The organism is Limnobacter litoralis, from assembly GCF_030160455.1.
GTDB lineage: Bacteria > Pseudomonadota > Gammaproteobacteria > Burkholderiales > Burkholderiaceae_B > Limnobacter > Limnobacter litoralis.
On the sequence record NZ_BSOJ01000006.1, the window covers coordinates 429,373 to 441,105 of the forward strand.

The following is an 11,733-nucleotide window of genomic DNA, read 5'->3' on the forward strand; positions in this document are numbered from 1 at the left end:
ATGGGAAAGGTTACTGGTTTCATGGAATTCGAGAGACTGAAGGAAGCCTCTGAGGCACCCGAGTCTCGCGTAAAGCATTACAAAGAGTTTGTGGTCACGCTGACTGACAGCGAAGCCAAAATTCAGGGCGCGCGTTGCATGGACTGCGGCATTCCGTTTTGCAACAACGGCTGCCCTGTTAACAACATCATCCCCGACTTCAACGACCTGGTGTACCGTCAGGACTGGCAGAATGCGCTGGAAACACTGCATTCCACCAACAATTTCCCAGAGTTCACGGGCCGTATTTGCCCTGCACCCTGTGAGGCAGCCTGTACGCTGGGCATCAACGAAGATCCAGTGGGCATCAAGTCCATCGAGCACGCCATCATCGACAAAGGGTGGGCCAACGGTTGGGTCGTGCCCAAGCCCGCTGCACAAAAAACCGGCAAGAAAGTGGCTGTGGTCGGTTCGGGCCCTGCCGGCTTGGCCGCTGCACAGCAACTGGCCCGCGTGGGTCACGATGTAACCGTATTCGAGAAGAACGACCGCATCGGCGGTTTGCTGCGTTATGGCATTCCTGACTTCAAAATGGAAAAAACGCACATCGACCGCCGTGTTGAACAAATGCAGGCCGAAGGCGTCACCTTCAAGGCCGGTGTGTTTGTCGGAGAAAAGCTGGTCGAGGGTGGCATCACCAACCTGGCCAAAGAAAGCATCAGCCCGAAAGAATTGATGGCCCAGTTTGACGCGGTGGTGTTGACCGGTGGCTCTGAAGTGCCGCGTGACCTGCCCGTGCCGGGCCGTCAGCTGAAAGGCGTGCATTTTGCGATGGACTTCCTGCCCCTGCAGAACCGCGTGAATGCTGGCGACAAGTTGAAAGACCAGATTTTGGCCACCAAGAAAAACGTGTTGGTCATTGGCGGTGGCGACACCGGCTCTGATTGCGTGGGCACCTCCAACCGCCATGGCGCCAAGCAGGTCGTTCAGATCGAACTGATGCCACAGCCACCCGAGCACGAAAACAAGCCTTTGGTGTGGCCATACTGGCCCATGAAAATGCGCACCTCGTCTTCCCACGAGGAAGGTGTAGAGCGCGATTGGGCCGTGACCACCAAAGAATTCATCGACGACGGCAAAGGCAATGTGCGCGCCGCCAAGTGCGCCAAGGTGGAGTGGGTCAAAGACGAAGCCACAGGCCAGATGAAGATGCAGGAAGTGGCTGGGTCCGAGTTTGAAATTCCAGCCGACCTGGTGCTGTTTGCGATGGGGTTCACCAACCCCGCGAAAAGTATTCTGGACGCGTTTGGCGTTGAGAAAGACAACCGTGGCAACGCCAAAGCCACCACCGATGGTGAAGGTTGCTACCGCACCAACGTCGACAAAGTGTTTGCTGCAGGCGACATGCGCCGTGGTCAGTCACTGGTGGTTTGGGCCATTCGCGAAGGCCGTCAGGCTGCGCGTGAGGTTGACCAGTACCTTATGGGTGCGACTGTACTACCGCGCTAATTCATACTTTAAGACCACTCGGAAAACCCCCAGCCCCCAACAGGGTTGGGGGTTTTTTATTGCTTAGGCCTTCAGGCGTATTTCGGCTGATAACATAAACAGTGCTGAAATAGTATGGAGGAATATTGATGTTGATGAATCCGCCCTTGTGGTTAAGCACCGTTTCTGTGGTTTCGCTCGTGCTGGCATTGGTCTGTGCACTTGTGATTACGCTGGATATTGCCGTTGGTCGTCGCCAGCACATGTGGATTATGAATGTGGTGTGGCCCATAACCGCGCTTTACTCGGGACCGCTTGGTTTGTGGGCATATTGGGCTATCGGGCGCGCTGCCAAGCCAACGCATCATCATGACGGTCATAACGAGGCTCATCACAATCATTCGGGCCATTCAAGGCCATTTTGGCAGTCGGTGGGCCTGGCCACTACCCATTGCGGCAGTGGCTGTACATTGGGCGATTTGGTGGTTGAAGGTTTTCTGATTTCTTGGATTCCATTCACCTTGTTTGGTCACGCGATATTTGCCACTTGGCTGGTCGATTTTGTGGCTGCATTCCTGTTTGGTGTGGCTTTTCAGTATTTTTCAATCGCTGCGATGAAAAAGATGTCAGCCGGTAAAGTCCTTCTGGATGCACTTAAAGTGGATGCGCTTTCATTGTCTGCATGGCAGGTGGGTATGTACGGCTGGATGGCTGTCGTTACGTTTGTAATTTTTGGTCACGAACTTGATAAAGGCAGCGCGGTTTTTTGGTTCATGATGCAAATCGCCATGCTGGCTGGGTTTGCTACCAGCTACCCAGTGAATTGGTGGTTGGTGCGCAAGGGGATCAAAGAGGCGATGTAGTCGCTTTAGCTGTCAATCGGGGGTATGTGTTGGAAGCCAAATGTCGAACTGGGTGTTTTCGTTCTCAGAACGAACTGACACATCTCCTCCGTGCATTTTAACGATTGATCGAGTAATGGGTAGCCCTAGTCCAGAGCCCTCCGAGTCACGTTGCCTAGACGCGTCTGTTCTGTAAAAACGATCAAACAGTTTTTTTAAGTGTTCCTGTGCAATGGTTTGGCCGCTGTTGATCACTGAAAGGCAAACACGGTTGCGCTCACTGGTGATCGACACATTGATGTAACCACCTTCGGGTGTGTGTCTTACCGCATTGGAAATAAGGTTACTGATCGCTCGGCCAAGCATGGCACTGTCGCCGCGCACTGTGCTTTCGCCGGTCAGTGTAACGGTGATTTTTTTGTCGTCTGTAAGGGGTTCATAAAAATCCAATACGCCCTGGACTTCTTCGTGTAAATGAACGGGCAGTGGGTTTGGGATCACCAACCCGTGGTCCGCTTTTGCCAAAAATAACATGTCGCGGATTGTGCGAGACAGTCGCTCAAATTCTTCTGCGTTAGACGCCAGCACGTCGCGGTATTCTTCAATTGACCTGTTTTTCGATAGCGTGACTTGAGTTTGCGTGAGTAGGTTATTAACGGGCGTTCGCAGTTCATGGGCGATGTCGGATGAGAAGTGTGACAAACGCTGAAACGAGTCCTCCAAGCGTGCAAACATCTCGTTCAGAGTGAGCGTAACCTGTGCAAGTTCTGCGGGCATGTGGGCGGTGAGCAGCCGTTGACTGAGCTTATTGGCTGTGATCGCTGCGGTGTTTTTACGGATTTCATTAAGCGGTGCAAGCCCGCGCCGCACCGCAGCCCAACCCAGCAAACCACTTACGAGTGCGGCACTCAGAACGATTACCCAAAGGGTGATGCGAAATGAATGCATAAAGGCTTCGTGTTCGTTTAAGTTACTGGCCAGGGCCACTATAAGTGTTGGTGAATTGGCATAGGCCGCGTTTGCTTGGCCCCCCAAGTACCGAATGGGCTCACCATTGCGGGTCGTTTCTTTTTTCATGACCTTGTTCAGTGGCAGAGCAGCAATATTGGCCGGCAAGCCCTCTGGGCGGTGTGCAAATATCACAATGCCAGATAAGGGCTCTAAAATTTCAACAGAAAGGCCATGGTGACCGATGAGTGCATCGTTTAGCCTTGGGGGCAGTTTTTGCAGTTCTTTTGCACTTTTACATTCAGCAAGTGCTGCACGAACCAGGCTGAGTTTTCCGTTGAGCAGTTCGCTATCCAGCTTAACAAAGTGCTGTTCCACAAGCGAATTGATTGTGCCACCCAGCGTGAGCAGCACCAGCGTCGAAATTAGAGTAAAAAGCAGCGTGAGGCGCAGGGTGAGCGATGTACGGTTGAATGTGCTCAAGCTTCTTGCTCCAAAACATAACCCATGCCTCGGGCAGTTCTTATTAACTTGGTGGGGAAAGGGTCATCTACTTTGGCGCGCAGTCGTCGAACTGCCACTTCTATCACGTTGGTGTCGCTGTCGAAGTTCATGTCCCACACTTGCGAGGCAATAATGGACTTGGGTATGACCTCGCCAGGCCGTCGCATAAACAGTTCAAGCAAAGAGAATTCTTTGGATGTTAGGTCAATGCGTGAGCCCGCTCGGTTGACTCGCCTTCGAATGAGATCGAGCTCTAAATCTGCAAAGGTCAACACGTCGGGTTCTTTGGTTTTACTGCCTCGACGAAAAAGGTTTTTTATTCGCGCCAACAACTCAGAAAACGCAAAGGGTTTAATGAGGTAGTCGTCTGCCCCAAGTTCGAGCCCTTTGACTCTGTCTTCCACCGCGTCTTTGGCGGTCAGCAGCATGACCGGAAGCTCTTTTTTTGCTACTCGAATTTGCTTTAAAACTTGCCAGCCATCCATGCTGGGTAGCATGACATCAAGCACCACCATGTCTGGGTTCTCTGTCAATGCCAGGTGTAAGCCGTCTATGCCATCCCTCACCAAATCGACAGTAAACCCCGCCTCCGACAATCCTTTTTGCAAATAACTGCCCGTTTTGGGTTCGTCTTCAATCAGTAGAATTTTCATGGTGTGCCTAGTATCGTCCGCATGAATTATTGCGCACTTTCGCTTTCCAAGGCTGTGAATCAAGGCAAGCTGACAAAAATGTAATGTTGCTGTCATTCTGACGTTGGGTGCAATGCCTTAACCTCAACGTCAATATCCACTTCTTCTCATACTTTTTTATGAAAAATTTTGTATTGGGCGTTGTTTTAGGTGCGCTGTTATTGGGTTCGGCCATGTTGCTCGGTTTACGCCTTGGATATATTGATTTCTCTGCAGACACCCCACATTCACCCTTTGTTTTTAATTTAATCGACGAGTCGCGTGAGCAGTTTGTGGCCAATGCCTCAGCCAGCATTACGCCACCCAGCGACTTAAGCAGCCAAGCCCGTATTGTGAGAGGTGCTGGCAATTACGCTGCAATGTGCGCGCAGTGTCATCTTGCACCGGGCCAGCAAAACACTGAGTTAAGCCTGGGTTTATACCCACAGCCGCCCAATTTGATGGAAGGCGAAGGCCATGAATCAACCCCCGAGCACATGGCTATGCATTTTTGGACCATCAAGCACGGCATCAAGGGCTCGGCAATGCCCGCTTGGTCAAAGGCGGGCTTGTCCGACGACGACGCTTGGAATTTGGTCGCATTTTTGAGCAAAGCCCCGACACTTTCGAAAACTCAATATGACGCGTTGGTGGAATCCAGCGACGGTCACCACCACCAACATTAATTTGTTCAGGAGTAGTCAATGAATAAGTTTTTTCTGGAATATCCGAAATCAATTAGTTCGCCCCGTCGTCGATTCGTGCAGGGCTTGGTCGCCGGTGGGGTAGCGGCCGCATGGGGGCCTTTGGCCCAGGCTGCCAGTATGGCTTCTGAAACGCGATCAAGACTGCCAGTGCCTGTTTTGTCTGGTAACGACATTCAGATGGTGATAGAGGAAAAAGCGGTCAACTTCACCGGCAACGGTCGAGTGGCCACCGCGATCAATGGCTCAATTCCAGCCCCTACCTTGCGATTGAAAGAGGGTCAGGATGTCATCATTCGCGTGACCAATAAGTTGTCGGTGCCCACCTCAATACACTGGCATGGTTTTGTCGTTCCCTATCAGATGGATGGTGTGCCAGGCATTAGCTACAAAGGCATTGCCCCAGGCGAAACGTTTGTTTATCGCTTCAAAGTACAGCAAAGTGGAACCTACTGGTACCACTCGCACTCGGGGTTTCAAGAACAAACTGGCATGTATGGTGCGGTTGTCATTGAACCCAAGCACGGTGATCCAATTCGCACAGACAGAGACTATGTCGTTCAGCTTTCGGATTGGACAGATGAAGACCCCGAGCGTGTTTTTGAAAAGCTCAAAATTCAAAGCGATTACTACAATATTATTAAACCCACTGCGGGAAGCTTTGTGGACGATGTTGAACATTCGAGTTTGTCTTCAGCGGTGAAGAAGCGAGAGATGTGGAATCAAATGCGAATGAATCCCACAGATCTGGCGGACATGTCCTCAATGGGCTATACCTTTTTGATGAATGGCACCACGCCTGCCGGCAATTGGACTGGACTTTTTAAGCCGGGTGAGCGGGTACGCTTGCGCTTTATTAACGGGGCTTCCAACACATTTTATGATGTGAGAATTCCTGGCTTGAAAATGACGGTGGTTCAATCGGACGGCACGCCTGTTGAGCCAGTCTCTGTGGACGAGTTTCGATTTGGTCCCGGTGAAACTTATGACGTATTGGTGCAGCCACGCGATGAGGCGCACACTATTTTTGCTCAAACAATGGATCGAACTGGCTACGCGAAAGGCACCCTTGCTGTGAGGGAAGGGCTGTCAGCCGAGGTGCCACCTTTGGATGCCGTGCAGTGGCTGAGCATGAGCGACATGATGGGCAATATGTCGATGGGTGGTATGTCGATGGGTGGTATGTCGATGGGTGGTATGTCGATGGGTGGTATGTCGATGGGTGGTATGTCGATGGGTGGTATGTCGATGGGTGGTATGTCGATGGGTGGTATGAGCCATGGCGACATGCCTATGGATATGAAGATGGACATGCAGAAGCACGACATGCACATGGGTCATGGCGGTGCAATGTCGAATCCACTTGCCAAGCCTTCAGAAGCAGTACACCACGCAAGCACTGAGTATGGGCCTAGCACCGACATGCGTGTGAATACACCCAGAACAAATTTGGATGACCCTGGTGTAGGTTTACGTAAAAATGGCAGAAAGGTGCTGACCTTGGCCGACCTTTCTACAATCGGTGGCCCCTTGGACAAGCGACTTCCCAGTCGGGAAATCGAGTTGCATTTAACGGGCAACATGGAGCGCTACACTTGGTCTTTCGATGGGTTGGAGTTTTCTAAAAGTACACCGGTGCATTTTAGACACGGCGAACGTTTACGCGTGATCTTACAAAACGACACCATGATGACCCACCCGATGCACATGCATGGTATGTGGAGCGAGTTGGAGACAGATCAAGGCGAATTTCAGGTTCGCAGGCACACGATCCCCGTGCAACCTGCGCAGCGCGTTAGCTACCTTGTGACTGCCGATGCGCTTGGGCGCTGGGCTTGGCATTGTCACTTGGCCTTTCACATGCATGCAGGCATGTTCAGGGAAATCGTGGTTTCCTGAACTGAGGAATCGACATCAATTCAAGAATTGGACATAGACGACAATGAGAAAATCCAAAATTACATTGGGTGGAGTTTTAACGGCCGCCTGTTTGCACTCCGCCTTTGCGATGCAGCAAGACATGAATAGCAAGAACCCGGTGGACGGGAGAGACCCGAATGCTTACTCAGATGGATACACGTTGCGCAGCGGTGAATATGCACTTCCAAGTCACCAAACCATCAAGCTGGGAGACAGCAACAATTACAAGAGCATTCGATTTGATCGTTTGGAGCGCAGCAGAAACAACGCAGGCGACTTATCAACTGCCTATGATTTTCAGGGGTGGTTTGGTAACGATCACAATCGTCTGGTTTTGAAGGCAGAGGGCGACTATTCAAAAGGCAAGTTTCAGGAGGCACGCACCGAGGCACTTTGGGGGCATCCAATTTCCAGTTTTTTTGATTCACAGGTTGGTGTTCGAAACGACAGTGGTGTTGGCCCAAATCGGAATTGGTTGGCCTTTGGCGTAGAGGGCCTTGCACCTTATTGGTTTGATGTACAGGCAACCGTGTACTTGGGCACTGAGGGACGTTCTGCTGCGCGCGCTTCCGCTGAATACGATTTGCTACTCACGCAGCATCTCATATTGCAACCTCGCTTTGAGATGAATTACTACGGCAAGCAAGATACTGAACGTGAAATTGGAAGCGGTTTGTCCGATGGATTGATTGGGCTTCGACTGCGTTATGAAATTACTCGGCAATTTGCACCGTATGTTGGCATAGAGCGAGTTGAGCGTTTTGGCCAAACTGCTGATATGTTGGCCGCTGGTGGTAAGTTAACTGGTGAAACCAAAGTGGTTGCAGGCGTTAGGATGTGGTTTTAATCCGTCGCGCCGGCAACCGCGCAATGCTTTAAGCGTTTTCGAGCTTTGCAGGCTCTGCATCGCCTTTGTACATCGTGATATGGGGGAACGGAATCTCGATACCCACCTTGTCAAAGGCCGCCTTGATGCGCTTGTTGTACTCGCGCTTGACGCCCCACTGTTCGCCGGGCAAGGTTTTGAAGCGGACGCGAATCACCACCGCTGAGTCGCCCAGTTCCTGCACGCCAAAGGTGGCCATGGGTTCGGTTATTTTGACTTTCCAGTCGGCGTCTTCAGCCAGTTCGGTGCCGACCTTTTGCATGACTTGAATGGCGGAATCCACGTCCTCTTTGTAAGCAATCCCGACATCGATCATGGCGTAGGCAAAGTCCATGGTGGAATTGGTGACCGAGCTGATTTGCCCGTTGGGTACAAAGTGCACGTTGCCCTGGCCGTCGCGCAAACGAACATACCGCAGTGTGACGTTTTCAACAGTGCCGGCCTTGCCCGCAATTTCAACAAAGTCGCCGGCACGAATCTGGTTCTCCAGCAACAGCACCACACCAGTGAAGTAGTCTTTCACAAGGCTTTGCGAACCAAAGCCGACCGCCAGACCAACAACCCCGGCCGCGGCCAGGATGGGGCCAATTGAAATGCCGATGGTGCCCAGGGCGATGAGTGTGCCCAACAGCAAAATGACTACGTTTGCGAGGTAATCGAACACCCGCATCAGGGTGTCAATCCGCTTTTTCTCGCCGGTGTCTGCGGTGCGGTTCTGCATTCTGTCACCGATGCGGTGAATGCTCTTTTTCACCACTTTCAGCAAGACGACCGCGATGACGATGACTGCGACAAACTGAACGGCCATGAAGCCCCATTCAATCAGTTTGGCAGGCTCGATGTATTTAAACAGTGTTTCCAACTTCTGGTTCATGTCACTCCTTGGGTTAACTGGGGCCACCCATTTTACAGCATTTGGAAGTACGCAATATTTTGGCCAGATATTGGCCTGTGTGACTGTCCGGATTCGAGGCAAGGTCCTCGGGTGTGCCTTGCGCAATCAACTGCCCGCCATTGTCACCGCCTTCCAGCCCCATGTCCAGAATCCAGTCAGCGCATTTGATGACGTCCAGATTGTGTTCGATCACCAGCACGGTGTTGCCCTGTTCCACCAACGGGTTCAGCACTTTCAACAACATGGCGATGTCGTGAAAGTGCAGGCCGGTGGTGGGCTCGTCCAGAATATACAGGGTTTTGCCGGTGTCGCGCTTTGAAAGTTCCAGCGACAGTTTGACGCGTTGTGCCTCGCCACCTGACAGCGTGGTGGCTGCTTGCCCCAAACGAATGTAACCCAAGCCCACATCAATCAGTGTTTGCAGTTTGCGCGCAATCGTTGGCACGGCGGAAAACACGTCCAGGGCCTGTTCCACCGTCAGTTCCAGAATTTCGGCGATGTTCTTGCCGCGGTATTGAATTTCCAGCGTTTCACGGTTGTATCGTTTGCCTTTGCACAGGTCGCAGGGCACGTACAGGTCGGGCAAAAAGTGCATTTCCACTTTGACCACGCCGTCGCCCTGGCAGGCCTCGCAGCGCCCACCTTTCACGTTGAATGAAAAACGACCCACGTCATAGCCACGTTCACGGGCCGCAGGCACGCCGGCAAACAATTCACGAATGGGTGTAAACAGGCCTGTGTAGGTGGCCGGGTTGCTGCGCGGGGTGCGGCCAATCGGGCTCTGGTCCACGGCAATGACCTTGTCGAAGTGCTCCAGCCCGGTGATGGACTCGTGCGGCGCGCCTTCGCGGTGTGCGCGGTTCAGGTCGTGTGACGCTTGCGCCAGCAAAGTGTCGTTGATCAGGGTGGATTTGCCTGAACCAGACACACCGGTGACGCACACAAACAGCCCCACCGGAATGCTGGCAGTGACGTTCTTCAGGTTGTTGCCTGTGGCCTTGTGAATGGTCAACATGCGCGCCGGGTCAGGCTTTCTCAGCGGGGTAAGCCGTTCAATGCTGCGTTTGCCGCTGAGGTACTGGCCAGTCAGCGATTCTGGGCTTTTCAGAATTTCGGCGGGCGTGCCTTGCGCCACCACCTGGCCACCGTGTTCACCCGCGCCTGGGCCCATGTCAACCACGTAGTCGGCGTGCAAAATGGCGTCTTCGTCGTGCTCTACCACCAGCACGGTGTTGCCGAGTTGCTTAAGCCGCAACAGCGTCTGTATCAACCGGTCGTTGTCGCGCTGATGAAGGCCAATGGAGGGTTCATCCAGCACGTACATCACGCCCGTTAAACCTGAGCCAATCTGGCTGGCCAAGCGGATACGTTGGCTTTCACCCCCGCTGAGTGTGTCTGCCGAGCGGTTCAGGCTCAGATAATTCAAGCCCACATCGGCCAAAAATTGCAGGCGGGCCCGCACTTCACTGATGATTCGCTCGCCGATCTGCGCTTTTGAACCCTTCAGTGCCAGGGTTTGAAAGTACTGCAGTGCACGGTGAATGGGCAGCTCGGTGATGTGGTGCAGCGCCTTGCGTTGCTCGCCTTCACCGACAAACACGTGGCGTGCGCCTGTTTTCAGGCGACTGCCTTCGCAGGCCTGGCAAGGGCGGCTGGCCATCAGCTTGCCCAACTCTTCCCGTACGGCTTGTGAATCGGTTTCTCGGTGCCTGCGCGACAAATTGGGCAAAATGCCCTCGAAAGGGTGCTTTTTAAACACGTTTTTGTTGCGCTCGGTGGCATAGCTGAATTGAATTTCATCATTGCCAGACCCCCACAGCACCACGTGTTGAACATCTGCGGGCAATTCGTTCCAGGGACTTTCAACGTCAAAACCGTAGTGTTCGGCCAGGCTTTGAATCATCTGGTAATACAGGGCGTTGCGCCTGTCCCAGCCTGAAATGGCACCTGCCGCCAGCGACAAATCGGGATGAGCCACCACACGTTGCGGATCGAAAAAGGTTTCATGCCCCAAACCGTCACACACCGGGCAGGCGCCCGCCGGGTTGTTGAATGAAAACAGGCGCGGCTCTAATTCGGTCAGGCTGTAGTCGCACACCGGGCAGGCGAACTTGCTTGAAAACACGGTTTCGGTGTTGTTGTCCAGGTTCAGCGCGATGGCTTTGCCGTCGCTTAAGCGCGTTGCGGTTTCAAAACTTTCGGCCAGGCGCTGGCGTCCATCGGGGCGCACTTTGAGGCGGTCCACCACCACTTCGATGTCGTGCTTGTGGTGCTTGTCCAAGGCGGGCAGACGGTCCAGTTCAACAATGTCTGCCGTGGCCTGTGGCCCACTTTTCAGGCGGATGCGCACAAAACCCTGTGCCCTCAGCGAATTCAGCAAGTCGGTGTGCTCGCCCTTGCGTTGGCTGATCACCGGGGCCAGCACCATCACCTTGGTCTCTTCGGGCCAGTTCAGCACGGTGTCTACCATTTCTGAAATGCTTTGAACGCTGAGCTCAAGATTGTGTTCTGGGCAGCAGGGTGTACCGGCGCGCGCAAACAACAGGCGCAGGTAGTCGTGAATTTCAGTGACTGTGCCCACTGTTGAACGGGGGTTGTGGCTGGTTGCCTTTTGTTCGATCGAGATGGCGGGCGACAAGCCCTCGATCATGTCCACGTCGGGCTTTTCCATCAGCTGCAAAAACTGCCGCGCATAGGCCGACAGACTTTCCACATAACGGCGCTGCCCTTCAGCGTACAGGGTGTCAAATGCGAGAGACGATTTACCGGACCCAGACAGCCCGGTCAGCACCACCAGCGAGTCGCGCGGCAGGTCCAGCGACACGTTTTTCAGGTTGTGTGTTCTGGCACCTCGAATGCGAATGGAGTTCATACGTGACAACTTAAGGAAACAACA

Annotated in this window: 9 protein-coding genes; 5 read left to right on the forward strand and 4 right to left on the reverse strand. The window is 53.1% G+C overall.

Features of this window, described 5'->3' with window-relative positions:
* Together QQJ87_RS03580 and QQJ87_RS03585 are read left to right on the forward strand one after the other, a co-directional pair.
* Positions 1-1,488 (forward strand): glutamate synthase subunit beta, encoded by a 1,488-nt coding sequence (locus QQJ87_RS03580; protein ID WP_284280000.1) that lies wholly within the window; start codon positions 1-3, stop codon positions 1,486-1,488.
* A gap of 128 nt (positions 1,489-1,616) precedes the next feature.
* Entirely contained in the window at positions 1,617-2,330 is a 714-nt protein-coding gene (locus QQJ87_RS03585; RefSeq protein WP_284280001.1) for a DUF4396 domain-containing protein, read from the forward strand.
* Positions 2,331-2,342: 12 nt separating this feature from the next.
* On the opposite strand, the gene QQJ87_RS03590 is transcribed toward QQJ87_RS03585, so the two are convergent.
* Together QQJ87_RS03590 and QQJ87_RS03595 are read right to left on the reverse strand one after the other, a co-directional pair.
* Positions 2,343-3,740, reverse strand: a complete 1,398-nt coding sequence (locus tag QQJ87_RS03590; RefSeq protein ID WP_284280003.1) for a heavy metal sensor histidine kinase — start codon at positions 3,738-3,740, stop codon at positions 2,343-2,345.
* The gene (locus QQJ87_RS03595) at positions 3,737-4,414 is read right to left on the reverse strand and encodes a heavy metal response regulator transcription factor (protein ID WP_284280004.1); all 678 of its coding nucleotides are present in this window, start codon (positions 4,412-4,414) and stop codon (positions 3,737-3,739) included. The genes QQJ87_RS03590 and QQJ87_RS03595 overlap by 4 nt, the downstream gene beginning before the upstream one ends.
* A 158-nt stretch (positions 4,415-4,572) precedes the next feature.
* On the opposite strand from QQJ87_RS03595, the gene QQJ87_RS03600 reads away from it, so the two are divergent.
* Genes QQJ87_RS03600 through QQJ87_RS03610 form a run of 3 tightly spaced genes read left to right on the forward strand, consistent with a single transcriptional unit; the run spans position 4,573 to position 7,903 of the window.
* On the forward strand, positions 4,573-5,118 hold the full coding sequence (locus tag QQJ87_RS03600; RefSeq protein ID WP_284280005.1) for a c-type cytochrome: 546 nt from the start codon (positions 4,573-4,575) through the stop codon (positions 5,116-5,118).
* 18 nt (positions 5,119-5,136) lie between these two features.
* Positions 5,137-7,035, forward strand: coding sequence for a copper resistance system multicopper oxidase (locus QQJ87_RS03605; protein ID WP_284280006.1), 1,899 nt, complete (start codon positions 5,137-5,139; stop codon positions 7,033-7,035).
* A gap of 43 nt (positions 7,036-7,078) precedes the next feature.
* Entirely contained in the window at positions 7,079-7,903 is an 825-nt protein-coding gene (locus QQJ87_RS03610; protein ID WP_284280007.1) for a copper resistance protein B, read from the forward strand.
* A gap of 28 nt (positions 7,904-7,931) precedes the next feature.
* Here QQJ87_RS03610 and QQJ87_RS03615 read toward each other — a convergent pair whose 3' ends face one another.
* A complete protein-coding gene (locus QQJ87_RS03615) occupies positions 7,932-8,816 on the reverse strand; it encodes a mechanosensitive ion channel family protein (protein WP_284280008.1) in 885 nt (294 codons plus the stop codon).
* 13 nt (positions 8,817-8,829) lie between these two features.
* A complete protein-coding gene (gene uvrA, locus QQJ87_RS03620; protein ID WP_284280009.1) occupies positions 8,830-11,709 on the reverse strand; it encodes an excinuclease ABC subunit UvrA in 2,880 nt (959 codons plus the stop codon).
* Positions 11,710-11,733: the final 24 nt, after the last annotated feature.